Origin of the sequence: Pseudomonas kielensis (assembly GCF_030505375.1) — a bacterium.
GTDB classification, from domain to species: Bacteria; Pseudomonadota; Gammaproteobacteria; order Pseudomonadales; family Pseudomonadaceae; genus Aquipseudomonas; species Aquipseudomonas kielensis.
Genome location: NZ_CP130043.1, coordinates 4,656,045 through 4,681,201, shown reverse-complemented (window position 1 = coordinate 4,681,201; position 25,157 = coordinate 4,656,045). Strand labels below are relative to the sequence as shown.

The 25,157-nt window shown below is 59.5% G+C and carries 21 protein-coding genes and 1 pseudogene; 9 read left to right on the top strand and 13 right to left on the bottom strand.

Annotated elements, in window-relative coordinates:
• The 8 genes from Q1W70_RS21885 to Q1W70_RS21845 all read right to left on the bottom strand — a co-directional run bounded on the left by Q1W70_RS21885 (position 1) and on the right by Q1W70_RS21845 (position 11,149).
• On the bottom strand, positions 1–1,434 hold the full coding sequence (locus tag Q1W70_RS21885) for an alginate export family protein (RefSeq protein WP_166591087.1): 1,434 nt from the start codon (positions 1,432–1,434) through the stop codon (positions 1–3).
• Positions 1,431–2,816, bottom strand: a complete 1,386-nt coding sequence (locus Q1W70_RS21880; RefSeq protein WP_166591086.1) for an SEL1-like repeat protein — start codon at positions 2,814–2,816, stop codon at positions 1,431–1,433. Before Q1W70_RS21880 ends, Q1W70_RS21885 begins: the two co-directional genes overlap by 4 nt.
• The gene (locus tag Q1W70_RS21875; protein ID WP_206684445.1) at positions 2,813–3,979 is read right to left on the bottom strand and encodes an alginate biosynthesis protein Alg44; all 1,167 of its coding nucleotides are present in this window, start codon (positions 3,977–3,979) and stop codon (positions 2,813–2,815) included. The genes Q1W70_RS21880 and Q1W70_RS21875 overlap by 4 nt, the downstream gene beginning before the upstream one ends.
• A gap of 64 nt (positions 3,980–4,043) precedes the next feature.
• On the bottom strand, positions 4,044–5,525 hold the full coding sequence (gene alg8, locus Q1W70_RS21870; protein ID WP_166591085.1) for a mannuronan synthase: 1,482 nt from the start codon (positions 5,523–5,525) through the stop codon (positions 4,044–4,046).
• A gap of 89 nt (positions 5,526–5,614) precedes the next feature.
• Positions 5,615–6,925: a nucleotide sugar dehydrogenase gene (locus Q1W70_RS21865; protein WP_166591084.1), complete on the bottom strand. Its 1,311-nt coding sequence runs from the start codon at positions 6,923–6,925 to the stop codon at positions 5,615–5,617.
• 458 nt (positions 6,926–7,383) lie between these two features.
• Positions 7,384–7,599, bottom strand: a complete 216-nt coding sequence (locus Q1W70_RS21860; RefSeq protein ID WP_302097932.1) for a hypothetical protein — start codon at positions 7,597–7,599, stop codon at positions 7,384–7,386.
• A 260-nt stretch (positions 7,600–7,859) separates the two neighbouring features.
• Positions 7,860–9,527 carry an HAD family hydrolase gene (locus Q1W70_RS21850; protein WP_302097931.1) on the bottom strand — a complete coding sequence of 556 codons (1,668 nt, stop codon included), beginning with the start codon at positions 9,525–9,527 and terminating at the stop codon, positions 7,860–7,862.
• Positions 9,528–9,598: 71 nt separating this feature from the next.
• Positions 9,599–11,149, bottom strand: coding sequence for an arylsulfatase (locus Q1W70_RS21845; protein WP_265537849.1), 1,551 nt, complete (start codon positions 11,147–11,149; stop codon positions 9,599–9,601).
• A 613-nt stretch (positions 11,150–11,762) separates the two neighbouring features.
• Here Q1W70_RS21845 and yfcF point away from each other — a divergent pair.
• Entirely contained in the window at positions 11,763–12,395 is a 633-nt protein-coding gene (gene yfcF / locus Q1W70_RS21840) for a glutathione transferase (RefSeq protein WP_166591081.1), read from the top strand.
• A 264-nt stretch (positions 12,396–12,659) separates the two neighbouring features.
• Positions 12,660–13,079: a VOC family protein gene (locus Q1W70_RS21835; protein ID WP_166591080.1), complete on the top strand. Its 420-nt coding sequence runs from the start codon at positions 12,660–12,662 to the stop codon at positions 13,077–13,079.
• 168 nt (positions 13,080–13,247) lie between these two features.
• On the opposite strand, the gene Q1W70_RS21830 is transcribed toward Q1W70_RS21835, so the two are convergent.
• The gene (locus Q1W70_RS21830; RefSeq protein ID WP_166591079.1) at positions 13,248–14,207 is read right to left on the bottom strand and encodes a LysR family transcriptional regulator; all 960 of its coding nucleotides are present in this window, start codon (positions 14,205–14,207) and stop codon (positions 13,248–13,250) included.
• 155 nt (positions 14,208–14,362) lie between these two features.
• On the opposite strand from Q1W70_RS21830, the gene Q1W70_RS21825 reads away from it, so the two are divergent.
• The gene (locus Q1W70_RS21825; RefSeq protein ID WP_302097929.1) at positions 14,363–16,399 is read left to right on the top strand and encodes an alkyl/aryl-sulfatase; all 2,037 of its coding nucleotides are present in this window, start codon (positions 14,363–14,365) and stop codon (positions 16,397–16,399) included.
• Between the two features lie 245 nt (positions 16,400–16,644).
• Positions 16,645–17,119, top strand: a pseudogene (locus Q1W70_RS27415) (site-specific integrase); the annotation flags it as partial.
• Here the strand turns inward: Q1W70_RS27415 and katG are convergent.
• The gene (gene katG, locus Q1W70_RS21815) at positions 17,102–19,381 is read right to left on the bottom strand and encodes a catalase/peroxidase HPI (RefSeq protein ID WP_302097928.1); all 2,280 of its coding nucleotides are present in this window, start codon (positions 19,379–19,381) and stop codon (positions 17,102–17,104) included. The pseudogene Q1W70_RS27415 and the gene katG overlap by 18 nt on opposite strands.
• 390 nt (positions 19,382–19,771) lie before the next feature.
• Here katG and Q1W70_RS21810 point away from each other — a divergent pair, with 390 nt between their 5' ends.
• Complete coding sequence (locus tag Q1W70_RS21810) at positions 19,772–20,371, top strand: hypothetical protein (RefSeq protein ID WP_166591076.1); 600 nt, start codon at positions 19,772–19,774, stop codon at positions 20,369–20,371.
• Between the two features lie 127 nt (positions 20,372–20,498).
• Here Q1W70_RS21810 and gstA read toward each other — a convergent pair whose 3' ends face one another.
• Complete coding sequence (gstA, locus tag Q1W70_RS21805) at positions 20,499–21,128, bottom strand: glutathione transferase GstA (protein WP_182340630.1); 630 nt, start codon at positions 21,126–21,128, stop codon at positions 20,499–20,501.
• 120 nt (positions 21,129–21,248) lie between these two features.
• Here gstA and Q1W70_RS21800 point away from each other — a divergent pair, with 120 nt between their 5' ends.
• Positions 21,249–21,623 carry a winged helix-turn-helix transcriptional regulator gene (locus Q1W70_RS21800; protein WP_166591074.1) on the top strand — a complete coding sequence of 125 codons (375 nt, stop codon included), beginning with the start codon at positions 21,249–21,251 and terminating at the stop codon, positions 21,621–21,623.
• Between the two features lie 87 nt (positions 21,624–21,710).
• A complete protein-coding gene (locus Q1W70_RS21795; RefSeq protein WP_302097927.1) occupies positions 21,711–22,211 on the top strand; it encodes a GNAT family N-acetyltransferase in 501 nt (166 codons plus the stop codon).
• A 7-nt stretch (positions 22,212–22,218) separates the two neighbouring features.
• Here Q1W70_RS21795 and Q1W70_RS21790 read toward each other — a convergent pair whose 3' ends face one another.
• Entirely contained in the window at positions 22,219–22,593 is a 375-nt protein-coding gene (locus Q1W70_RS21790) for a c-type cytochrome (RefSeq protein ID WP_166591072.1), read from the bottom strand.
• 65 nt (positions 22,594–22,658) lie between these two features.
• Complete coding sequence (locus Q1W70_RS21785; protein ID WP_302097926.1) at positions 22,659–23,618, bottom strand: GlxA family transcriptional regulator; 960 nt, start codon at positions 23,616–23,618, stop codon at positions 22,659–22,661.
• Positions 23,619–23,764: 146 nt separating this feature from the next.
• Between Q1W70_RS21785 and Q1W70_RS21780 the strand changes: the two genes are divergently transcribed.
• A complete protein-coding gene (locus Q1W70_RS21780; protein WP_166591070.1) occupies positions 23,765–24,313 on the top strand; it encodes an acyl-CoA thioesterase in 549 nt (182 codons plus the stop codon).
• A 75-nt stretch (positions 24,314–24,388) separates the two neighbouring features.
• The gene (locus Q1W70_RS21775) at positions 24,389–25,060 is read left to right on the top strand and encodes a GntR family transcriptional regulator (RefSeq protein ID WP_166591069.1); all 672 of its coding nucleotides are present in this window, start codon (positions 24,389–24,391) and stop codon (positions 25,058–25,060) included.
• Positions 25,061–25,157 lie beyond the last annotated feature (97 nt).

Sequence of the window (25,157 nt, the reverse complement as noted above, 5' to 3'; positions counted from 1 at the left end):
TCAGTAGCGCCAGACAAAATCAACGAATGCGCGGTGCATACTCGAATCCGTGCCTTTGCCGAAGGCATCGCCCGGAAGGAACAGCCCGCCCCGAAAGCGGACCAGCGCGGAGGATGCCTTCAGCCACTCCATCCCGGCCGGTATCTGCCCGCGGTTCAGGTAGCGCGTCACCACCAGGTCGACTTCTTGCCCGATATCCTTCTCGCCAGGCACCAACTGGGCCTTCAGGCCGCTGCTGCTGTCGGCCTGGTCATCCACCCGCCAGAAGCGGTGGTAGACCAGGCTGGCGTCGTAGTCCTCGCCCAACTGCCAGCCGCTGAACACGCTGGCCGCCTGCAGGTTGTTCATCTCACCGCGATAGGCTTCGCCGAAGCGGTTGATGGCACTCCCGGTGCCGGTGAATTTGGAGCGGTTGCTCTCCAGCCCGGTCTGTGTGAACTGCTCGGAGTCGTCGCCGTCGGAGCCGCCGCTGGCACGCATGTAGGTGGTACCGACGCGCCAGTTCTGGTCGATGTTCCAGCGCAGGCCAAGGTCGACCGCCCAGGCATCGACATCCTGGCTGAGCTGGCCGTCGGCCTGGCGCCGGCCGGCTACGGTGCTGGTGCGCAAGGTGTCGACGTTACCGGTCAGCCAAGTGGCGGCGACCCAGTAGCTGAGCGGTAGGTTGCTGCGCTCGTTGTAGAAATCCCCATTGAGTTCAGCCCCTAACCAGCTGAGTTCGCCGGTAGCGGTCTTGCTCAACTGATCCACAGAAGCCCCCTTGCCGGGCAGGTTGCCGCGATCATCGCTGTGATGGAGCTTCAGCCCGGCCCAGTGACCCGGCTGCCACTGCCAGGACAGGTCGGCCAGCAGGTGCAGGCGATCCTCGTCCTCGGGCGCCAGTTCATCCAGGTCAGTGCGGTAGTCACTGAAACGTTCGGCAATGCCGACGTGGGCACTGAGAAGGGTTGTCTCGAAGTTCCAGCGCAGGGCTTCGATATTGCTGTCCCACCACAGGCCGTCGGCACTGCGGATCTTCTGCCGACCGAGTCGCAAGGACTCTCCCGGATAAGCGCTCAGACCGCCATAGTCGACCCAGAACTCGTGCATGGCGAGGAACTGGTCCTCTCGCTCGCGGGCGTCGTTGGGGTCGAAGGTGTCGGATTCGCTGGTGTCCGACTCGATGGTGTCGGTGGCGAGGAACGCCTCGCCGAGCGCGAAGGTGCTCCAGTCGCCCTGACGGTTGAAGATCCAGGGCCGCACGCTGAGGCCGACGCCATTGAAGTCGCCGCCGTCGCGGGTACCCAGATCGAGGTCATCGATCGACTGCGCGGTGAGTTTGAGATTGGCGCCGTAAGACAAGCCGGGTTGCGGCTGCGCCCCAAGGACGACGGAACTGGCCAACAATCCGGCCATGCAGGCCAGCGTGGTGACTGGACGGTATTTCGAAGTCATAGCACTTCCTGCGCTTGATCAGCTTGATTCCTGGCGGTGACCTGCTGGCCACCGCGCGCCTCGATTTCACGAGCCAGCAGGCTCTCCACCTGTTGGTAGTCCTGCGCCTGCAGCCTCGGCGCCAGGCGCTCCATCAAAACCTGCCCCTGGGCCAGGCCCTGGCGCGACGCGAGCGTGGCGAAGGTGTAGCTGTAGACGGCATTGATCCGCACGCCCTTGCCCTCGCCAAACAGCTGGGCCAGCGCGATGTTGGCGCTCGGGTCGCCCGCACGGGCGGCAATCAACAGATGCTCCAGCGCCTTTTCCGGCTCGATGTCGCCCAGCGCGCCATCCCGGTACAGACGGCCCAGCAGCAGGTGTGCCTTGAGGTGGCCGGGCGCGGCCTGTAGCAGGTACTGCTCCGCCGCCCGCGGATCGGCCGGTACGACTTGGCCCTTGAGGTACAGCTGCCCGAGCATCAGCGCGGCGCGGCTGGAACCCGCCTCGATGCCTTTGTTCAGGTATCCGGTGAGTACGCCCGCATCCCCCTGGTCGGGGAAGCTCAGGACCAGCTCCGCCAAACCACACCACGCATCCGGGTAGGCCGGCGCAATACGCGTATAGAGCTCCTGGGCAGCCTTTGGATCCGCTTCGCCCAGGCTGCTGTCGGCCACGACCTTGGCAACGCCCATCACACGATCAGGCGACACCAGGCCGGCCTGGTAGGCCGACTCCAGCCGCGCCAGCAACTGCTGCTGGCTGTCTTTGTCGCCACGTCGCTGGTAGACCTCGGCCAGCTCGACATAGCATTCACTGGCCTGCTCCAGCCAGCCCTCACAGATGGCTTTGATCTCGTCCAGCTTCTGTAAGTAGTTGCCGCGCACACGGTACAGGAGCACCTTGCCGAGCCGGGCTTCGCCGATGCCTTGCGCCTGCCATTGCTCCAGCTCGCGTTCCAGCTCGCCGTCGGCAAGCTTTTGCGGATCCTGCAGCTGTAGCTGCACCAGCGGCAACAGTGTGCTGTAGTCGCCGGCCGCCAGGCTCTGGCGCAGCAGCTTCTCGGCCTCCAGGCGCTCGGCAGGGCTCGCCTGCGGCTTGCTCGCCAGCCATTTACCCAGCCGTGCTGGCGCCACCGGGGAGCGATCGAGGGCCTGGCGGTACAGCGTCTCGCCCTGCCCCCGCTGCTCGATCGAAGGACTGCGTATCAGCAGGTCGGCGAGGCCGATCTGGGCCTCGACGTACCCCTGGCTGGCGAGGACGCGGTAATTCTGTTCCGCGGTCGCGAGGTCACCACTGCCCTTGGCCGTCTTGGCCAACTGCAGGTCGGGCAACGCCACGCAACCGGCCAGCAGGCCGAGGCTGAGCGAGCTCAGCAGCCCGCATGCTAGTCCGGTGCTCTTCATTTTTCGAACACCAGGCTGTTACTGGCGAAAACGCCATTCAACGGGCGAATGCGCACGTCCACCGGACGCTTGGCCAGATCGCTGGCAAGCGGATCGTTTGGCTGGATGTGCACACGGATGTCCGAAGCCAGGCCGCCATCCTGCAGGGCGATGCTGGCGATCCGGCCGCCGCGTTCGACGGTCTCGCCGCCCACCAGGAAGCTCACCGGGGTGCCTGGTTGCAGCTTGTTGAACGCGCGGTACGGGAAGCGTGCTTCGACCGTGGCGACGCTGTCCACCGGCGCCAGCATGAACACCGGGGTGCCCTTGGGCGCTACCTGGCCATCACCCACCAGTTGGCTGACCACTTTGCAGTCACAGGGACTGGTCAGGGTGCCCTGGAAGCGTTTGTTGAACAGGCGCTCCAGGTTGTCCGGGGTCATCTCCGATTCCGGCAGGGCGCCCTTCAGGGCATCCAGCATGTTCGCCGTGAAGGTGGCCACCGGCGCGCCCTTGCTGACCGTGCTACCAACGGTGACCAGGCTTTGCACAGTGCCTTCACGCGGCATCGCGACCTGCGTGCCAGGCACGCTGACCTGGGCCGAGTCAGCGTGGGTGACGAAGTAGATGTCGTAGAACTGGTACAGCACGTAGGCGAAGGCAGCCAGGCCGGCGAGCAGGATCACCAGGGTTAAACCCATGGCGCGCAGGCGGCCGAGCAGGCTGAGCTTTTCATTGCCCTTGCCGCCACGGGCCTTGGTGAAGTTCTCGCGCTGGAGAATGCTGATCAGGCCACCGACATTCACCAGCTCGCCGCCGATCAAGGAGCTGATGATGTAGCGCAGCGCCGACATCTCGCGTGGACGCAGGTTGTGAAATTCACAGCCAACGCGCTTGCCGCCGATGATGGAGCGCACCTGGAATTCGACATCCATGGCGAAGCCGATGCCTTCCACTTTGAACATCAGCTTGCCGCGATAGAGCTTGCCCTCGACCACCGACTGACTGCCCTGCTCGAAGCTGAAGCCGCCCGCAGACAGGTCGATCAATTCGACTTCCTGGACGCCCCCCTGCTGGCCCTGGAACCGGACCTTCGCCGGCAGCTTCAGGCGCGCATGCTGACGCTGCGCCTCGGACTCATGCACCATATTGGCGTTGCCCACCGGGCTGATCACTGCACTCATAATTTTTTCCTTTCAAATTAGTAAGTTGAACCTGGCTTCAAGGTATTTCGGTCCTTTTCGCCGATCACACCACGAACATCAGCAAGGCAAGAAAGACGCTGCCCGCGGAGAAGGTCATAGCGCGTGAAGACCAGGTGTTGAACCAGCGCGAAAAGCTGGCCAGGTCCCGATTGAGCTTGGTGTTCTGGCGGGTCCAGGACTGCCGATCGAGGCGGAAAAAGACGTACACCTTCACCAGCGCGCCCATGATCTGGTTGTAATAGAGGATCAGCGGGTAGGCCGGCCCCACCTTGTGCCCCGAAGCCAGCAACAGCAGCGTCAGCGCCAGGCGAGTGAGGCCGATCCACAGCAGGTACACCATCAGGAAGGCGAAGCCGTACTTGAGGCTGGCAATGATCGCCACGGTGGGCCCCAGCAGGCTGGTCCACATGGATACGCGCTGGTCGGCCAGCACCAGGCAGGTGAACCAGCCCAAACGATTCGGACCAAGGCCCAGGGCCCGGGAGTTCTGCCGCAGGTTGTTGCCGTACCAGCGGAACATCAGCTTGCGGCTGGCCTTGATGAAGCTCTTTTCCGGCGGGTGCTCAACGGTGTTGATGGACGCGTCCGGCACATAGAATGTGTCGTAGCCCAGGCGCATCAGGCTGTACCAACTGGACTTGTCGTCGCCCGTGAGGAAGCGGAAGCGTCCGAGGCGCCAGTGCTCCAGATGGTCGCTCTCGACGTCGGCGATGAAGCCGGGATTGGTCACCACGCTGGTGCGAAATACCGACATGCGCCCGGTCATGGTCAGCACACGCTTGGACAGCGCCATGGAGCACATGTTGAGGTGGCGTTGGGCGAAGCGCAGCTTGTGCCACTCGCTCATGATGTAGCTGCCGCGCACTTCGCAGAACTCGTTGGTGGTCAGGCCACCGACATTGGGGAAAAGCTTGAACCAAGGCACGGTTTTCTTGACTACGCCCTGCTCCAGTACGGTATCGCCATCGATCACCGCCACCACCGCATCGTCGTCGGGCAGGTGCCGGGAAATGGCGCGGAAACCGTGGGCCAGGCCGTCGCGCTTGCCGGTTCCGGCGATGCGCACGAAGTCCAGACTGACCCGCTCCGGTGGGTTCATCTGCCGCCACAGGCTCTCGATCAACAGCTCGTCCGAACGCTCGACGATGGAACACACCACGGTGGTCGGGTAGCCGCAGGCGATGGCCTCGCGGATCACCGATTGATAGACCTGAGCGGTGGTTAGCGCCTCGATGCGAAAGCTGGTGACCAGCAGGAACACGTGGGACGGGGCCGCTTGCTCACCCAGCTGCCGCACTTTGCGCCGATACCAGGGGAACACCAGATAGAGGAAGATCATCCCCCGCACAAAATGCACGGCGCCCATGGAATAACGCCAGATGCCAATAACACCCAGCAGAAGAATGAAATCAACGGACTCCGGGTCGAAGGTGCTGCGTGGCAGCAGCAACGCCATCCCCATGAGCGTGGTTACCAGCAGTAACCACCCTGCGGCGCTGCGCAGGCGACTCTGAAAAACATCCATGTTTCGGACCTGTATGACTGATCGACAATATGGCAACAGGAGCGCCGCGCCTGTTGCCAGGGCGCCCCACGGGCATCACTGCAACGGCTCTACCAGCAGATACCCTCTAACCCGCTACCGCTGGACTTGCGCATAAACCCCACCAGGTCGAAGACCTGCTTGTCGGCGGGAGCCCGCTCTGCAAGGAACGCGAAGGCTTCATCGCCGTTGCCCAGGACGATCACGTCGGCATTGGCGACCACTTCGTCGAAGTTGGAGCGCAGCAACGACGATACATGGGGAATCTTCGACTCGATGTAGTCGCGGTTGGCGCCGTGAACACGGGCGTACTCGACGTTGCTGTCGTAGATGCTGAGGTCGAAGCCCTTGCCGATGAGCATCTCGGCCAGCTCCACCAGCGGGCTTTCACGCAGGTCGTCGGTACCGGCCTTGAAGGACAGACCCAGCAGCGCGACCTTGCGCTTGTCGTAACTGGCGATGATGTCGAAAGCTTTGCGCACCTGCGCGGCGTTGCTGCGCATCAGCGACTCGATCAGCGGCGACTCGACGTCCAACTGGCCGGCGCGATAGCTCAGCGCGCGCACATCTTTGGGCAGGCAGGAGCCGCCGAAGGCGAAGCCCGGGCGCATGTAGTAACTGGACAGGTTGAGCTTGCGATCCTGGCAGATCACCTCCATCACCTCACGACCGTCGACGCCGACCGCCTTGGCGATGTTGCCGATCTCGTTGGCGAAGGTGACCTTGGCCGCGTGCCAGACGTTGCAGGTGTACTTGATCATCTCCGCGACTTCGATGGTCTTGCGAATGATCGGCGCATCCAGCTCGCGGTAGATCTCTTCCAGCAGGTCGCCAGAGGTGCTGTCCAGCTCGCCGATCACCGTCATCGCCGGAAAGTCGTAGTCCTTGATCGCGGTGCTCTCGCGCAGGAACTCGGGGTTCACCGCCACGCCGAAGTCGGCGCCGGCCTTGAGCCCGGAGTACTGTTCCAGGGTTGGAATCACCACATTGCGCAGAGTGCCCGGCAGCACCGTGCTGCGTACCACGACCGTGTGACGGGTGGTCTTGAGCGGTAGAACCTGGCCAATCTGCCGGCACACCTCTTCGATGTAGGACACATCGAGGTCGCCGTTGCGCTTGCTCGGCGTCGGTGGTGCGAGGAAGGAAATATCGGTTTCGAGGACGGCCTCGCGAACATCCAGGGTGCCGCGCAGCCTTCCGCTGGCGACCCCTTGCTGCAGCAACTCGCCCAGACCCGGCTCGACAATGGGCGATTTTCCACTATTGATCATATCGATCTTCAGAGCCTGAACATCGACCCCGATAATCTGATGCCCTCTTGTCGACAAGCATCCGGCACATACCGCGCCGACATAACCCAGACCAAATATGCTGATTCGCATGCTACGAACGCTCCTTGCAACTTAAGGTCATGGAATGTCCCTATAACATTCCCGTATCCATTTACAGGCAACTTGAATCCACGACCTGCAAACAGTAGGACTGCGCAACTTGCGCCGCCCTATATACATCAACTTGATTAACTTCAATATCTCTTGTGAAAACCCACGCGGGCGCCAATTACCGCCATATAAGACAACGGTACTGGCAAGCACAAAACAGACGATAGACAACGTGAGTGCGGCGCTACTGAAGCTGCGAGATCCCGCTGAGCAGCTGTAGGCCGGGACATATGGTGAGCACTTGGACAAAGCAAAGCAATAGAGAAACTAAAAATAAATCACAAAGAATGACTTTAATTTAATGACGCCAAAACAACGACACCCCAGCCATTTAATAGTAATGGCAAAGTTAGTTGTCAGCTTTATGACGGCAGTATATTTACGCTAACCAAACTGAACTAACGCGCCGTTTTTCTTGCCATATTAATGACGACTAAAATATGACGCGCGATGCTATTTTTATGGCGCCGCTTTTTCATCAATACTTCAATGCCAAGGATTCTTGCGACGGGCAGTTGCGCGATGTCTTTGGAAAAGGGGGGCTGAAGTAGTGTGTTGCCGCTGACCGGGAATTGATCCATCAATGCCAGCAAGGGAAAAAGCGCATTCGCCATGACTAAGCCAAACTCAGAATCGCGCCGCGACCTTCAAGGGCCGGTCTGCGACTGGAAATGGTCGGCTGTTGAGTTGATGCGCGGGCGCTAGATGGCAACGGCCCTATCAGCGCTGCCACACCTATGCCTCAATGATGCTTTCTGCTGGCGAATCCAATCTGGCTGCAAAGCAACTCGAATCGATCCAGGATCATCATCTTGAAGGACATCCCGACCCATAGCGGACTCTCAGACAGTAACTATGAGTAATTTTGACCGTCTTAAGGTTTCAGATCCCATGCCTTGAGTTTTTTTGCAGCGGTTCCGAAAGGCCCCAACTGGTACACGGCCGCACCGGCTGGTGAGAAGACAAATGACTGGAATGGCTCGGCATTCATTTTGTCGAGATAGTCACGGGGAGCAACTCCCGTGCTCACATGAGGATTGAAATTCTCGCCAGACATTTTCGGGACAAATGTTGATACGTACTGGATGAGCGCCGCGTCACTGCCGGGATCGTCGTGCGCAGCAGTGAACGCTTCAATCGGGCCGGCTTCTACGGTGAACGGCTCCACGGCGGCAATCATGTCCGCTTGCAGCTTGATGATTTCCGCCGTTGGCTTCGCGCAAATGCCGGCGACCCCGAGCGCTCCAGCGGGCGCGTAGTAGTATTTGAACGCCTCCAGCTTCATTGCTTTGACGTTGGCACTGACGAGAACTTTTTCCGCAGCGGCATAGACCTTGTCGAGATCCTCCGTGCGGACGAATCGCTGAATCAGCGTTATATGTGGACGGTGCTCGGCATCCAGAGCGAAACCTTTCGGGAACACCGCGAGCAGGCGGGCGTTATTGGCGTCGGCATATTTGAGCATTGTGCTGTCTGGTTCCAGGAGGATATCGATGGCGGTGACCCTGGACTGCGCGGCCGGGAAAACTGTTTTCCAATCGTTCTTCATGCTGACCACAGTCCAACCGCTCGACTTCGCCTGCTCATCCAGTGCCACTGGGAAAGCACCCAGTTTGACGTCCGGCAATCCACGAGCCGGACCATAGGCGAATTCACGCGTCGCATCGTCGTGTAGCACAAGCAACTCGAAACGCGCACCGCTGCCGCCTTGCGTATATTCCAGCATTTCTTTGTCGCCGCGGGAGTTACCAAAGGCGGCAATAGGACGGCGGCCAATATGCTGATTGATGCCGACCGGTTTATCGCTCTTGTCATCATTGAAATTGAGTTCTGACAGGCGTTCGAGCACCGGCTTGCCGTCACGCAGTTCAAATTTCGTCTTGACGCTGCTGCCAATGATCTGTTCTGGCGGGATGTCGTACACCTGCTCGGTCCACGGCCGCATGAACTCAATGCCACCACCTGACACGATGAAGTTCTTGAAACCGTTCTCGCGCAAATAGGCGAGAAGTTCGAGCATGGGTTGATAGGTCATGTCGGTAAAGCGCTTGCCGGTCTCCGGATTTTTCGCCGTCGCGATCCAGTCCTTGACGATCTTCTCGAACTCAATCGTGGTCATGCCCGTGTGGGTGGCCATCACTATTTCAAGCAGCGCGTGGTCGCCCCCCGCCAGGGCGGTTTTCACATCCCCCTTGAGCAGCGACGCGAACGGCTCCTTGGTTTTCCACTCGGGGTGCTGAGCGCCAAGTACCTTTACGCGGTCGAGCGCGAAGTACAACTGAACAGGCAGTGGCTGCTCGCTCCAGAGCGTACCGTCGTTGTCGAAGGTGGCGATGCGTTCCGGCACCGGCACAAAGTCTGGCGAACCCGGCTGGGTGACCTTCTCGACGAAAGTCACGATGGACTGTTTGGCTTTACCATCATTCCAGGAGGGAAGTGGATCCGCGGACTGAGCGCCGAACGCGGTCAACGTCAGCGCACAAGCCAATATGGCGGCCAGAATCGTTTGTACTCGTATGGCTTTCATCAGTGCGGCACTCAAAATAGAGACCGCACCCAGTGGAACGGATGCGGCTCAGTTAGCAGGCTCAGCGCTTCATATGGCGGACATCATTAATGCTCTCCTTGCGACATCTCTTCGACCTGCCTTTGCATCTTCGATAAGTTGAACGAGCCTGGCGTCTGGCTCGGTGGGTAGTCCTTCATCGTCATCAGGAACTTGCCGACCATTTCGGTGATCGGCACGATGGCGTAAACGTGATCGATCCACCAATCGTTGTAGGTGTTGGAGTTGTGCTGGGCTTTCTCAAACGGATCGCGGCGCAGATTGAAGATCAGTGGCGCACGCAGTTCGACGAAAGGTTCGCGCCAGAGGTCCATGGTTTCTGCGCGGTTTTCCATGAAAACCACCTTCCAGTCCTGAAAGCGAGCAGCGACGATCTCACCGATGTCATTCACATAGATGAACTCGTTGCGCGCAGACTCTTTTGTCTTGCCAGTGAAGTAATCGAACTGGTTGTAGCCATCGATATAGTTCCTGTAGGTACGACCGTTAAGCGCTACGCCCTTGAGCAGCTTTTCCTTGATATCCGGCGCGCCAGCGATGGCGGCGAACGTCGGTAGCCAATCCTCGTGCGCCACGATGCCGTTAAGCGTAACCCCCGCGGGGAAATGACCTGGCCAGCGCACAAACATCGGTACCCGGTAGGCGCCTTCCCAGTTGGTGTTCTTTTCACTGCGAAAGGGCGTGGTACCTGCATCAGGCCAGCTGTTGTAGTGCGGACCGTTATCCGTTGAATACTGGACAATGGTGTTGTCGGCGAGGCCGAGATCGTCGATGACCTTGAGTAGTTCGCCGACTTGCATGTCATGCTCGACCATGCCGTCGCTGTATTCATCCTGCCCGGAAATGCCGCGATGTTCGGCCTTCACATGAGTGCGAAAGTGCATGCGTGTGCCATTCCACCACACGAAGAACGGTTTACCGGCTTTAGCCTGACGCGTAATGAAATCCTTGGCGGCCTCGACGGTTTCTTCATCGATGGTTTCCATGCGTTTCTTGGTGAGCGGGCCAGTATCCTCGATAGTCTGGCCACCCTTACCGTCCGCAAAAGTATGAAGCACACCGCGCGGACCGTATTTCTTCAGGAACGCAGGATCTTTCGGATAGTCCAGGTTCTCTGGTTCCTCTTGAGCGTTCAAGTGGTAGAGATTGCCGAAGAACTCATCGAAGCCATGCATGGTCGGCAAATGCTCATCCAGGTCGCCTTCATGGTTCTTGCCGAACTGGCCAGTGGCGTAGCCCTGACTCTTCAGGATCGTGGCCATGGTCACATCGGTCTTCTGCCAGCCTTCCTTCGCACCGGGCAGGCCAACTTTGGTCATGCCGTTGCGGATGGGGACGGAACCTCCGATGAAGGCCGCACGTCCGGCGGTACAGCTTTGCTGGGCGTAGTAGTCGGTGAAGCCCAGGCCTTCCTTGGCGATACGGTCGATGTTAGGCGTCTGGTAGCCCATCATGCCTCGATTGTTATAGCTGATGTTCTCGATGCCAATGTCATCCCCCCAGATAACGAGGATGTTGGGTTGATTGGACTGTGCAAAGGCTGTGATTGACGACAGAAAAATACTTGAGGCGGCGAGCAGCATTACCGTTCGTTTCATGGCTATTACTCCTGAGGAACAATTGCACCGAGCACGCTCATTTTTCGCAGGTTGTTGTAGTGCCGAATGCGCGGAATACCGTTGAATCGATGTTGTTTTTCGACATTGCCGGGTTGCCGGCTCATTTAGGTCGCTGCTCTACCAAACCATGTCGCCGCAGTGGGCAACCTGTTTTAACGTCGGCTGAGTTTTCACGCTGCCGCTACAGACGGATCTGATTTAAATCAACCAACCGGCTTTTACACGATTGGAGACGGGGGCCGATGTAGGTCATCGGCAAATGGTGAGCTTGACGTCGCGAGTCAGCTTCTTTGAGCTGTACTAAAACGCTACACCGATGCGATCAAGAGGTATCGTGCTTTGTGTTGCATGGGCAATTTGAATGATCACTATTGGCCGATTTCTACCTGTCGTGACCGGCTGAAAACGGCCAACAGCGACCCGCCGATTCCAGAAGAGAAATCACAGGTACATATCTTCAATCTGAAGTCAGTCAAAAGAAGGGCTGTCTTCAACCGGTATTCCGGCCAGGAATACGCCCATGAAAATCATAAATTTTATTTTTCTCTTTGGATCTCGTAGCGTGTCTCCTTCTGCATAAGGAGATGACCCTGTGAGTAATTCCCGCCTGCGCTTGTATGTTGACTCTCAATTTTCCAGCCCCTATGCCATGTCGGCTTTCGTGGTACTCCGCGAAAAGGGCATCGAATTTGAAATGAGCCCGCTAGACCTCGAAGCGTCTGAAAACCAGTCGGAGGTCTATGCCAGCCTCTCGCAGACCCAACGGGTACCCACACTTGTGCACGGGGACTTCGCCTTGTCTGAGTCGTCGGCGATCACTGAGTACCTGGAAGATGTTTTCCCCCAGGCACCGGTGTACCCACAAGACCGTTTGCTGCATGCAAAGGCACGACAAGTCCAAGCATGGGTGCGCAGTGACCTGCTGCCCATTCGGCAGGAGCGTTCCACATTAGTTGTGTTTTATGGCCTCAAATCAAAGCCCTTGTCGCCAGCTGCCGAGTCGGCAGCGCGCAAGCTGTTCGGTGCCGCGCAAACGCTGCTTGGCGACAATCCCGAGTACCTGTTCGGCCAATGGTCGATCGCCGATGTGGATCTGGCCTTGATGCTCAACCGGCTGATACTCAATGGTGACTGCGTACCACCCGTGCTGGTGGAGTACGCGCAGCGTCAATGGCAACGACCAACCGTACAGGAGTGGGTCAGATTGCAACGTCCTCCGATGTAGTCGGCACACGTATTACTTATGGACCGTGACTTATTTTTAGAGAGAGGGTGTCAGGCTCGTTTCAGAAAATAGGCCAAAATACTGCCTGTCCTTTCACCGCACACAGCTTGGGTCGATAGTGAGCCCTACACGACAGGTGGAATCGGCCCAGGTTTGTGTAAAAACAGCTTCCAAGGTCGACGGAGTACGTTTAAGGCCATGTGTTGAATGCAGCCTGGAGATTCTTGGTATGGTGCGAGAAGCTCGCTCTTTTAAGGACAAAAAATGATTTCACATGTATTCATCGGAGTGAATGACTTCAATCGAGCATTTGTGTTTTATCAAGGGGTCATGCAGATACTCGGACTTGATCTCAAGTTCACAGACCTTGAACGCCCATGGGCTGGCTGGAAACACCCCGACACGGCGCGCCCTCTTTTCGTGGTGGGCAAACCGTTCGACGGTGAATTTGCGACGCCAGGAAATGGGCAAATGATTGCGCTGCTGGCACCTAATCGGCAGATCGTACACAACGCGCATGCTTTGGCGTTGGTATTGGATGGAACATGCGAAGGCGCTCCGGGACTACGCCCCGAATACCATCCGAATTTTTATGGGGCGTACTTTCGAGACCCTGAAGGAAACAAGCTTTGCGTCTGTTGTCACGATCCGAATAGTTCAAGTGTCGGATCTATTTTTGGCTGACCTCGTGAGCAAACATTGTCGAGAGACGAAATCAAACGTCTGCTCCTGGCCGATTTCTGCCTCTCCGGAAGGGCCGCAAACCCAAAGCTGCCTCTCATGAAGCGGCAAAAATGGCTTCATTGGCGAAAGGCAGTCAGGATTGCCCGCTTCTGGAAAACCAGGCGGCGATCACTCATTGCTCATCTGGGCCAAAACGCGCTCACGCTGACAGATTTCTTCTTCCACTGCTCTCACCTCCCTCATGTAAGCCTCTACCGCCGGTGGCAGTGAGCGCTCTTTAAGGTAGATGAAGCCATAATGGGTACGCAGTGCGAGGTCATGGGTGGGTAACGGCACGATTTCTCCTGCCCTGATTTGCGGCTCAAACGTCGATAAATTCCCCAAGGCAAGGGCATTACTGCTCTCGACGAATTGAACGATTTGCATGGGCACATCTATTTCGATGGCCGGTACAAAGTCCCCCGTCAGCGCATCATAAGCGCCGGCACAGCCCAATGTTGCCGGTAGCAAATGGGTCGCCAGTCGCAGCGGTATGCGCGAGGCCACCCACGGGTAATCGAGTGTTTGCGCCAACGTTGGTGATCGTTTTTGCGAAAGCAACGGATGGCCTGGACGACAAAACAGGCGGCCCTCATGCTCGCCGAGCAACTCACAGGTGAACTCTTCCTGGCCTTGTAAGGTGCTGATTTCGGCGATCCCCAGGTCCACTGTGCCGCTGGCTACCTGATGAGCAACCTCACGCCAGCCGGCGACATGGGCAGTGATCCTGATCTGCGGATGCCGGGCATGCAGTCGCGCGATGCTGGCATAACCGCTGGTGACGCTTGGGTAGGGACCCAAAGCCACTTTCAGTGCGCCGATATCCCCGCCCGCCAACAAGGCGATGTCGCGGCGCAAATCCTCCTCAACCATCAGCATACGATGGCTTTTTTCATGCAGTAACCGACCAAACGCCGTCAGCACGACGCCCTCTGGGCGTCGGTCGAACAGCGTGACCCCGAGTTCGCTCTCCAGCAATTGGATGCTTTTGCTCAGCGCCGGTTGAGAAATGCCCAACGTTTTAGCTGCCCGACCAAAGTGCGCATGTTCAATCAGCGCCAGAAACTGGCGTAGACGGCGTGGGGTCATGTCATAACCTTTATGTTATCTAAAATCGTTAAAACTGAATTTTTCGCAATCGAATGAATATGCTATTCCTTTGCCGGAAGGGTCAAGCGGCAAACGCCTGAAAGGTTGCGCTGCCGACGCTCTTTGACACCCCCTCTTGGCGCAGGAACCTACTCATGTACAACAAGACCTTCCATCTCGCCCTAGCGATTACGCTTGGCAGCAGCTTCAGCCCTGCGATTTTTGCCGCTGATGAAAATGGCGCAGTTACCGATCCCGCTTCCATCAAGAACGGGCACTTCGACAGCAACGGTAAAGCACCTTCGTCTTACACGATCGAAGCCCAGAATGGAGTGCGCAAGACACTTCCGTTTGCGGACAAGCGTGACTTTGAAGAAGCCAGGAAAGGCTTTATCGCCGCACCGGCCTACAACAAGATCATGGCCGAGAGCGGGAACGTTGCCTGGAACATGGGCAGCTACAACTTTCTGTTGGACGGCAAGGACTACGACAGTATCAATCCGTCCCTGCAACGCCAGGCGGTACTCAACATGGCCTTCGGTCTGTATGAGGTAGTTCCGGGGAAAATTTATCAAGTGCGCGGGTTTGACCTAGCGAACATCACCTTCATCAAAGGCGATACGGGCTGGATTGTGTTCGACACCCTCCTCTCGAAGGAAACCGCCAAGGCTGCACTGGATTTCATCAATGAAAAACTAGGCACGCGGCCCGTCGTCGCGGTGGTGATTTCGCACTCCCATGCTGACCATTTTGGTGGCATTCGAGGGGTGGTCGATGAGGCTGATGTGCGCAGTGGTAAGGTACCGGTGATTGCCCCGGAAGGTTTCATGGAGCACGCCGTGGCTGAAAACGTCTATGCCGGCAACGCCATGAACCGTCGGGCGTTCTTGCAATATGGCGTGCTGTTGCCGCACAGCGCTTATGGTCATGTCGACATGGCGATTGGTAAAAATGTCTCCAATGGCAACATGGGGCTGATTGAACCCAACCGCTACATTGCGAAAGATTTCGAGACCATGACCATCGACGGTGTCGAAATGGAGTTTCAGAGCACGCCCGGCACCGAAGCGCCCGCGGAAATGAATACCTGGTTTCCACAGTTCAAGGCCTTCTGGGCGGCCGAAAACATCACGGGCACCATTCACAATATCTACACCCTGCGCGGTGCTCTGGTCCGAGACCCACTGGTCTGGTCGAAGAACATCAACAACGCCCTGTATCGCTACGGCCAGCAGGCCGAAGTCATGTTCGCCGCACACAACTGGCCACGCTGGGGCAATGAGCGTATTCAGGACGTCATGCGCGGGCAACGCGACGCCTACGCCAACCTGAACAACGCCGTGCTGCACGCGGCCAACCAGGGCGTCACTATCAACGAAATCCACAACGTCTACAAACTGCCCGACAGCCTCAAAAACAACTGGGCGACCCATAGCTATCACGGCTCCGAGGAGCACAACAGCCGCGCCGTGATCAACCGCTACCTGGGTTACTGGGATGCCAATCCGGCGACGCTGATGCCGTTGTCACCCAAGGACTCGGCACCGCTGTACGTGGAAATGATGGGGGGAGCCGACAAGATTATGGCCAAGGGTAAATCCTTGTTCGATCAGGGTAAGTACCGTGAAGCCTATGAAATCCTCAATAAACTGGTCTATGCCGAACCGCAAAACAGCAAGGCCAAGGACTTGTTGGCAGACGTCTATGAACAGGTCGGCTATCAAAAGGAGAGTGCCGGGGTGCGCAACAGCTTCCTTGCTGCGGCGTACGAATTACGCCATGGAGTGCCCAAGGGATTGCCGCCCAAAACCAGCGGGCCTGACATGATCCGCGCCATGAGTACAGAGTTATGGCTGGAATACCTCGGCATTGCCCTAGATGGCAGCAAAGTCGCTGATCAACACTTCGTGTTTAACCTGAAGACGCCCGACAACGGCGAGCAATTCGTGGTGGAGTTGAGCAATTCGACACTGACCAGTATCAAAGGGCAGCAAGCCAAAAACGCCGACCTCACCATTACCCTCGACCGCTCTGCGCTTGAGGGCGTAATGGCCAGAAAAACAGGTTTCGATCAACTTGTCGCGGCCGGCAAAGCCACCTTCGAAGGCAATCGAAAACCTTTCGAACTGTTGATGGCAGCCATGACTCCATTCACCCCAACCTTTGAGCTACTGCCTGGCACAAAGCAGTAATCGATCAGGGAGGCGTGCTTCTCCTGCCACAGGGTGATGCACGTCCGCCAACCCACCTGCATCAAAGCAATCCTCAATAAAGACTACGCAAAGGACTTCCATGAACGCTGCGCTGAAAAGTATTTCCTGATCATCTCGTTCCTGACCGTATGCAGCATCGCGCTGATCTATGGCATAAGCCCGATCGGGTTTGCCCGTACCAGCCAGACAATATCCCCCATCTGCTGATCACGTTTACATAGGCGATAAGGATCGTCAGGGCCAAGACGCAGGCTGCAAAAGGGCCTGAGTCGACCAAGACGTTAGCTGGGAGGCGCACCGTGAAGTTGCTGGCTCCGGCGCGAGAACCGTTGATCAAGCAGAAGGAGTTGACCTTCCTCGCTGGCGGCAGGGTGTTTCTCAATACAATCACCGGAGAGCCCTGGAAGCATGCCGGATACATCTACCGGGTAATCTGGATGCCAGCCATGAAGAAGTCAGGTGTTAGGTGGCGGCGACCCTATCAGAGTCGCCACCACCTATGCCTCGATGATGCTTTCTGCGGGCGAGAGTCCAATGTGGGTCGCCAAGCAGCTCGGCCACAGAGACTGGACCATGATCGCCAAGGTGTATGGTCGCTGGATGCCCTCCGCTGATGTCGGAGCCGGAGGGCGAGCCGAGGCACTTTTTGCCGGTAATGCCAGCATTATGACAACATCTCCTCTAGACGCCGCGAATTAACTCGAAACGGTCCAGGTTCATCACCTTGGTCCAGGCCGCCACGAAGTCCTTGAGGAACGCCTGCTGGCCGTCGCTGCTGGCATACACCTCAGCCAGCGCACGCAGTTGCGCGTTGGAGCCGAAGACCAGGTCGACGCGGGTGGCGGTCCATTTCACGGCCCCGCTTTTGCGGTCGCGAGCTTCGAAGGTCTCGTTGCTGTCCGAAGTGGGTTTCCACTTCACGCCCATGTCCAGCAGGTTGACAAAAAAGTCGTTGCTCAAGGTTTGCGGCCGCTGGGTAAAGACGCCGTGGGCGGTGTGGCCGACGTTGGTGTCGAGTACGCGCAGGCCGCCCACCAGGGCCGTCATTTGCGGGGCCGTGAGGCTCAGCAATTGCGCCTTGTCGATCAGTAACGCCTCGGCCGACACCCGGTATCGGGTCTTGAGGTAGTTGCGAAAGCCGTCGGCGATCGGTTCGAGGAAGGCGAACGACTCGACATCGGTCTGCTCCTGGCTGGCATCCATGCGTCCCGCCGTGAACGGCACCGTCAGGCTGTGCCCGGCGTTTTTCGCCGCCTGCTCGATGCCGGCGCTGCCGCCCAGGACGATCAGGTCCGCCAGGGAGATTTTCTTGCCCGTGGTCTGGGCGTTGTTGAACTCGCGCTGCAGCGCTTCGAGTTTGCCCAGCACCTGGGTCAGTTGCTCGGGTTGGTTGGCCTGCCAGAACACCTGTGGCGCCAGGCGCAGGCGCCCGCCGTTGGCGCCGCCGCGTTTGTCCGAGCCACGGAAGGTCGAAGCCGCGGCCCAGGCGGTGGACACCAGTTGCGCCACGCTCAGGCCCGAAGCCAGCAGTTTGCCCTTGAGCGCGGCGACATCGGCGTCGTCGACCAGGGCGTGATCAAGCGCAGGGATCGGGTCTTGCCACAGCAGCTCTTCGTTGGGCAGTTCCGGGCCGAGGTAACGCGAGAGCGGGCCCATGTCGCGATGGATCAGCTTGAACCAGGCGCGCGCGAAGGCATCGGCCAATTGCTCGGGATTGTCGAGGAACCGGCGGGCTATTTTTTCGTAGATCGGATCAAAACGCAGGGCCAGGTCCGAGGTGAGCATGGTCGGGTTGCGCCGTTTCGAGGGGTCATGGGCATCGGGTATGGTCCCGGCACCGGCTCCGTTTTTCGCCGTCCACTGGTTGGCGCCCGCCGGGCTTTTGCTTGGCTCCCAGTCGAAGGCAAACAGGTTTTCCAGGTAGTTGTTGCTCCAGCGGGTCGGCGTGGTGGTCCAGGTCACTTCCAGGCCGCTGGTGATGGTGTCGGCCCCCTTGCCGGTGCCGAAGGTGCTTTTCCAGCCCAGGCCCTGCAACTCAAGGCCGGCGGCTTCCGGTTCGGCGCCGACATGCTCGGCCGGCCCTGCACCGTGGGTCTTGCCGAAGGCGTGGCCACCGGCGATCAGGGCCACGGTTTCTTCATCATTCATGGCCATGCGCGCGAAGGTTTCGCGGATGTCCTTGGCCGATGCCAGCGGATCCGGGTTGCCCTCAGGGCCTTCCGGATTGACGTAGATCAGGCCCATTTGCACGGCGGCCAGTGGGTTCTCCAGGTTGCGCCCCTGGTCGGTGCGGCTCTCTTCCTCGCCATGCAGGTCGGGCTCGGCCACCAGGGTGCCGTCGCCGGGTGCCTGCATTGGCTCCTGCCCCTTGCCGTAGCGCGTGTCACCGCCCAGCCACTGGTTTTCCGAGCCCCAGTAGACATCTTCATCCGGCTCCCAGACGTCCGCTCGCCCGCCGGAAAAACCGAATGTCTTGAAGCCCATGGACTCCAGCGCAACGTTGCCGGTGAGCACGATCAGGTCGGCCCAGGAGATGTTCTGCCCATACTTCTGCTTGATCGGCCACAACAGGCGCCGGGCCTTGTCGAGGCTGACGTTGTCCGGCCAGCTGTTGAGCGGGGCAAACCGCTGCTGCCCGGAGCCGGCCCCGCCCCGCCCATCACCGGTGCGGTAGGTGCCTGCGGCGTGCCAGGCCATGCGCACAAACAGCGGCCCGTAGTGGCCGAAGTCCGCCGGCCACCAGTCCTGGGAGTCAGTCATCAGGGCGTTGAGGTCTTGCTTGAGGGCTGCAAAGTCGAGGCTTTTGAACGCCTGTGCGTAGTTGAATCCCGGGGCCAGCGGGTCGGACAGCGATGAGTGCTGGTGCAGGATGTTCAGGTTCAGTTGGTTCGGCCACCAGTCGCGGTTCTTCGTGCCACCGCCAGCGGCGTGATTGAACGGGCATTTCGATTCAGTTGCCATGTGTGAGCTACCTTTGGTCGAATTCATCCAGCTAACTGGCCCAGGATGGGCCCGATACAGCGACGAGCGAAATCAATGACATAGGTTGCAGGACCGAGAGTTCGATCAACCGATCGGGAGGGTCACACGGCAAAACATGAGCGCGGCAAGCAATTTGCCAGCAACGGTGACCAACGTTAGGCCTGGTAAACGTGCAACGTCTTCCTCTCTCCTAGTCAGCGCCATTCCGGCCGGCTCGCGCCAGCTCAAAATTAAGGCTAGTCCCCCGCCAAGGGCAGGGCAAATAGCGTCAGTATTGATTGGCGATAGCGATAATCTTTTATCGCCGGTCATGGAGCCGTGCAAGCATCAAGCCTGTCAGCGTTCTGCTGTCCGGACGAGGTCCCGACCATGAACACCCGCGCACGCCCCACGGCGTTCCACGAAGCGGGCCATGCCCTGGCTTTCTGGTGGAATGAGCGGCCTATCGAACGGGTCACCGTCCGCACCCAGGCCGAGGCCGCCAGCGGCCCGATGCTGGATCTGCATGGCAATCTGCAGCAGGTCGAGGGGCTGGTGGAGGCCAGCTATTTTGTCCTGCGCCCGTCCGGCGAGGCCCCCGGCGTGGCGGAATACCTGCCGTCGATGGTGGAGTGGATCGAGCGTGACCTACTCAACTGTTTTGCCGGCCCGATAGCCGAAGCGATCTACCGGCATGCCCCGCCCGAGCAGTTCTTCAAAGGCAGCGGCCGAGGGGACTGGGTGCGGGGCGAAGAGTTGATCAGCCTGCTGCCTGCGCGAAAACTGCTCGACGCCCACTCCCGCGCCATCGCCCGCTCCCACTGCCTGGTGCAGCGTTACTGGCCGGCGGTCAGCGCGCTGGCGCAACGGCTACAGACCGAGGGCACGGTCGACGGGCAAACCATCACCGCCTTGTTGTGGGAACTCAGTGAGGAATCGCCCGAGCGCCGCGATCACACCCTGGCAAGCCTCGACCGGACTGGCGCTTGACTGACCGCTTGTAGGCGCGAGCCTGCTCGCGAAGAACCCGAGGACGCCGCACAGCGCCAGGCTGGGCCTGTCTCCTGGCAGCGGACGCCAAGAAGCTGGTTATCCAGCCTTCACCTGCCCCCACCGCTCATTCCAAGCCCTCCTGCAACAGCGCCTGCCTCACCGCCGGGCGCTGGTAGACCCGGGTGTACCACGCCTCGAGATGGCTCAATCCATCGAAGTGAATATCGGCCTTGTAGAAGGAGCGCAACCACTGCGCCTGTCCCCAGCCGATGAGGGCGAACAGGTAGGCATCGGCGACCGTAAACCGCTCACCGAGTAAATACTCACGGTCCGCCAATTGCTGGTCGATCCAGGCAAAACGCAGTTCAAGCTTGGGTTTGGCGGTGTCCACATACTTGCCGGCCAGCCCGGCATACAACAGTGGAATAAAACCTTTGTGGATCTCCGAAGAGAGAAAACTCAACCACTCCTGCAACCGGTAACGCTCCAGCGTGCCATGGGCCGGCGCGAGCCCGGATTCGGGCAGCTGATCCGCCAGGTACTGCACGATCACCGGCCCCTCACGCAACCGCGTGCCGTCGTCCAACTCCAGGATCGGCACATAGCCCAGCGGGTTGACCTGCAGATAATCACCCTCGCCCGCCACGGTGTGCTGGCGGTGATCGACCTTGAGCAACCGGACGTCCAGCCCCAGTTCATTGATGACGATGTGCGGCGACAGCGAGCAACTACCGGGGATGTAATACAGCTTCATGGGCGACTTCCAAAAATGGGTGAAGCCACATTCTTGGCGATCAGGTATATAAACGGAAGAAGGCAGTTTTTTATCATCTAGGTACATAAAATATACCTGCTAGCCCCTGAGGAAGACTCGATGAAACACAACGTGACCGGCTGCTCCGTCGAAGAAGCCATGCGCCTGCTCGGTGGCCGCTGGCGGTTGCTGCTGGTGTCCTACCTGCTTGATGGCCCCAAGCGCTTCAATCAACTACGCCGTGACGTCCCCGGGATCTCTCAGCGCATGCTGACCCTGGACCTGCGTGCCCTGGAAGACGTCGGCCTGATCAAGCGCACGGTCTACCCGACTGTCCCGGTCAAAGTGGAATATGAACTGACCGAAGACGGCAACCGTCTGCGCCCCGTGGTGGCGGTGATGCAGGAATTTGGCGTATGGCTCAAGCTCAGCGGCCGCGCACGAATGCCGGTGGAGGCTGCGGGACTGGAGACACAGGGGGTGAACCAGGGTTAACCCGGGCTGTGGCAGACTGCGGCAAGACCGGCACGGCACAAGCCGCCACGCACCACCAGGACTGCTCAAGCAAGGAGAGGCAAGCCCATGCCAACCGTCAGCGTTCGCCCACTGCACATGACCGACATTCCAGCCTTGCTCAGATTTGAAATCACCAACCGTGACTGGTTCGAATCGCAGATCGATCCGCGCGCCGCGGACTTCTATTCAGTGCAGGGCATTACCGCGCACGTCGAGGACTATCTGCGCGGTTTTGCCGAAGGGACCTGGCAGCCCCTGGTGCTCGAAGAGGCCACCCAAGGCATCGTCGGGCGGGCCAACCTCAAAGACATCGACTCGACCCGGGGCTGTGCGGAAGTCGGTTATCGGATCGATCGACGCTTCTGCGGCCAGGGCCTGGCCACTCTGGCCCTGCAGCAACTGATCCACGAGGCACGGGAGCGCTGGCAGCTGCAGTACCTGGTGGCGGATGTGTACACACGCAATGTCGGCTCAAGCAAGGTGCTTGAACGCTGCGGATTTGTCCTTGAGCCGCCTCCTGCCGCAGACCCGCACAAGCTCGACTACCGCCTGGTCCTGGGGCGCTGATGGGCGGTCACTGCGCCTGGAAGGTCTGCAGGTAGGCCAGCAGGTTGTCGATTTTCTCCAGGTCGCTCAGGCCCCAGAAAATCATGCGGGTGCCCGGCACGACTTTTTTCGGTGCCTGCAGGTATGCCGTCAGGGTTTCCCGGGTCCAGACGAGGTTCGCCGCACGCATGGCGTCGGAGTACTGGTAGTCCGTGGTGCTCGCACTGGGGCGGCCGAAAATCGAGTTCAACTGCGGGCCGAACGAGGCGCGCGCCGATTCGCCGACCTGGTGGCAACCACCGCACATGCGGTTGAACAGTTTTTCGCCGGCCGGCACGTCGCCCGCGGCCCAGGCACCGGTGCTGAGCAGCCAGGCGAACGTCAGTGCTACGGTGTTCTTCATCCTGTGGATCCCATCGGTTGTGGCTGACCAGCGGTGCGGGCGCCATTGGAGCACGCAAGCCGGCCTCAGCACAGCCTCGGCTGAAATTTCTTGCGGTAGGCCGCCGGCAACAGGCCAACCCGTTGCTGGAACAGCCGGCGGAAGGAGTTGCCATCGGCGTAACCCACGGCGTAGGTGATGCTGTCCAGGGTCATGCGGGTGGATTCCAGCAATTGCTTGGCCTTTTCCAGGCGCAGGGTCTGCAGGTAGGCAATGGGCGTAGAGCCCGTGGCTTCCTTGAAGCGCCGCTTGAAGTTGCGCACCCCGAAGCCAAATTGCCGGGCGACGTCATCGATCAACAGCGGTTGGGCAAACCGCTCCTCCAGCCACTCCTGGACCCGCAGGATCTCGCCATCGCCATGGTTCTTGGGCAAGGACCACAGCGCATACACCGTTTGCTCGCGGCGCACGTTATCGATCAGCAGGTACTTGCCACAGGTGTGAGCCAGCTCCAGTGAGGCAAAACGCCGGACCAGGTGCAGCAGTAGGTCAATCGCGGCACTGGCCCCGCCACTGGTGATCAACTGCTGGTCCTCGCAGAGCATCTGGCCCTCGTCGAGATCGACCTCTCGGTAGCGTCGGCGCATGTAATCGGCAAACGCCCAATGGGTGGTGGCGCGTCGACCATCGAGCAAACCGCTCTCGGCCAGCAGGAACGACGCGGTGCAAATCGACGCCAGCACCGCCCCCTGCTGGTGTTGCTGCCGCAGCCAGGGCCCATAGACGGCGAAGGTCGGCAACGCGTCCTTGAGGGTGAAGAGGAACCCAGGAATCAACACCAGGTCAGTGTGCTGGATCTCGGCCAGCCCATGATCGACGCGCAACATCTGCCCGCCCCCCGCGGCAACAGGAGCGCCGTCGAGCGAAGCACTGACCACCTCAAACGGCGGACTGTCGCTGAACAGGTTGGCCGCACTCAGCACTTCCAGGGCAAGGGTCGCGGCGGCGGCAGAACAGTGTTCGGCCAGGAGCAGGGTGATATGCATGGAGGACTCGTTTGCGCTTTTCGCATGGTTTAAGTCATTTGTGCACCTAGCTTAGCCGATCACCCGGTTTTACAGTGCAGCGATTGTTCTCCTGGTCTCCAGGAAACACTCTCGCTGGCCAGCCAGCTCCTGCACAGGTACCCCGTATGAATCTTTGGTTTCGCTTGCTGTGCATGCTGTTCCGTCGACCCTGGCGCCAACCGGTGAGCGGCCGGGTCACCACGGTCGTGCGCATGCGCGTCTGGCCGCTGGACCTGGACCTCAACCGCCACGTCACCAACGGCCGCTATTTCAACCTGGCCGATGTCGGGCGCATGGACTACGTCCTGCGCAGCGGGGCATTTCGCGTGGCGCTGCGGCACAAGGCCGTGCCGATCGTCGGTGATGTCTGGGGCAAGTTCCGTCGCGAGTTGAAGCTGTTCGAACGCTTCGAGATCCATACGCGGATACTGGCCTGGGACGCCAAATGGAACTTTATGGAGCACCGCTTCATCAGCAACGGCCGGGTGGTCGGCGTGGTGGTGATGCGCGGGCTGTTCCGGTCCGGCAAAGGCACGGTTGCGCCGGGCGAGTTCGTCCAGGAAATGGGCCTGGCCCCGCAGTCACCGCCGCTGCCCGAGTGGCTGCGAGCCTGGGCCCAGAGCTGCGACGACCTGAGCCTGCAACTGCGCGACGAGGAACGGGTGACGGCCTGAGGTCCTTTGGGGGGAAAGGAAGAAAAACCGAATTTCGTATACCCTATAGGCACCTCATTCCGAAGATTCGCCGCCGTGACCCAATCCAGACTCAACGCCCCCGACCTAGGCAATACGCCTTCGACTTCGGAAATCATCACCCGCCATCTGCGCGACGCCATTGTCGCCGGGCATTTTGCCGAGGATGAGCCGATTCGTCAGGATGACATCGCGCGCCAGTTCAACGTCAGCAAGATCCCCGTGCGCGAGGCCCTCAAGCGCCTGGAAGCCGAAGGCCTGGTGATGTTCCAGCGCAATCGCGGGGCGATGGTCACGCGCATCTCCGATGCCGAACTGGCGCAAATGTTCGAGGTGCGCATGCTGCTCGAAGACAAGGTGCTGCGCCTGGCCATTCCCAACATGACCGAAGCCACCTTCGCCCGGGCCGAGAGCATCTGCCAGGAGTTCATCGGCGAAGATGACGTCGGGCGCTGGGCCGAGCTCAACTGGCAACTGCACGCCTGCCTCTACGAGCCGGCGCAACGGCCCTTCCTGGTGAGCCTGATCCGCTCGGTCAACGACAAGCTGGAACGCTACCTGCGCATGCAGATGAGCCTGTCGGCCGGCAAGGAACGCGCCGACCACGAACACCGGGAAATCCTCGCGGCCTGCCGGGCCGGCGACGTCGACCTGGCGGTAAAACTGCTCGACGAACACATTGCCGGGGTCTGCAAGACCTTGTTCGAGCACCTGCCCCACGCCCACTGATCTTGCGCTTCGCTGTGCCGATTTCGTCATCGGCAACGGATAAATCCATCAAGCCGGCACCCCGCTGCAAAGGCCACTCTTCTGTTCACTCATCTGA